Raw genomic sequence first — 1,047 nt, 5'->3', positions numbered from 1 at the left:
TTAGATTCTCAAATGAAGTGCAACAGAGATTAAATTATTGGAAGGAAGCAAGATGAGCTAGCATTTTGCTTCCGACCGACCAAAGTCAAAGTTGCATCATGAACTATACTCATCTCACTCTAGAAGAAAGATATCAGATTTATGCCTTGTTAAGTGAAGGTTTTTCTAAGCGTCATATCGCTTGCAGACTGAATCGTTCACCGTCAACCATTTCTAGGGAAATCAATCGTAATCGAGCTAGAAACGGTTATTTTGCTCAACACGCAAATAAAATTGCCCTAAGACGTCAATGCTCCAACCCTAAAAGAATTCCTTCTGAAATGTGGGTACAAATTATTGCCTACCTTCATCTTCAATGGAGTCCTGAACAGATAGCCTCTCATGTTCCAATCAGTTTGCATTCAATTTATCGTTTTATACGGCTAGATAAAAACAAGGGTGGTACGCTCTTTCATAACCTGCGATTCAGAAATCAAAGAAAGCGTAAATATGGCTTTCCTGAAACCCGCGGTCAGCTGAGTAATCGTAAAAGCATTCATGATAGACCAATTGAGATTGAATACCGGACTCGCTTTGGTGATCTGGAAATAGATACGATTGTAGGCAAGAAACATCAGCAATCATTAGTGTCGATTGTAGACCGGAAGACAGGTTACTTATGGCTGAAAAAGTGTGGCTCACGCAAAGCAGAGGAAGTTTGCCAAGCAACGATCAGCCTTCTTAAGCCAATAAAAGATCGACTCAAGACAATTACTGCAGATAATGGCAAAGAGTTCAGCCTGCATGAGCATGCTGCTCAAGCGTTAGAAATAGACTGGTATTTCGCTGATCCGTATAGCGCTTGGCAAAGAGGAACGAATGAAAATACGAATGGTTTAATCAGGCAATATATTAAGAAAGGCAGTGATTTGAATAGGTATTCGGATGCTTATATTTCAGAAATCACTCAACGTTTGAATCATCGCCCAAGAAAAAGACTCGGATTTAGAAGCCCGAGTCAGGTATTATTCCAAGAACATGGTGTTGCACTTCAAATGCTAATCTAAG

The 1,047-nt window shown here is 39.9% G+C and carries 1 protein-coding gene; it reads left to right on the top strand.

The window, feature by feature from the left end; genetic code table 11:
* The first annotated feature begins 98 nt into the window (after positions 1-98).
* On the top strand, positions 99-1,046 hold the full coding sequence (locus tag FB6_RS16525) for an IS30 family transposase (RefSeq protein ID WP_174560971.1): 948 nt from the start codon (positions 99-101) through the stop codon (positions 1,044-1,046).
* The last annotated feature ends 1 nt before the right edge of the window (position 1,047 follow it).

Origin of the sequence: Acinetobacter bouvetii, from assembly GCF_902753875.1 — a bacterium.
GTDB classification, from domain to species: domain Bacteria; phylum Pseudomonadota; class Gammaproteobacteria; order Pseudomonadales; family Moraxellaceae; genus Acinetobacter; species Acinetobacter bouvetii_A.
The sequence above is the reverse complement of the archived record's forward strand: the minus strand, read 5'-3'. Positions and strand labels throughout refer to the sequence as shown.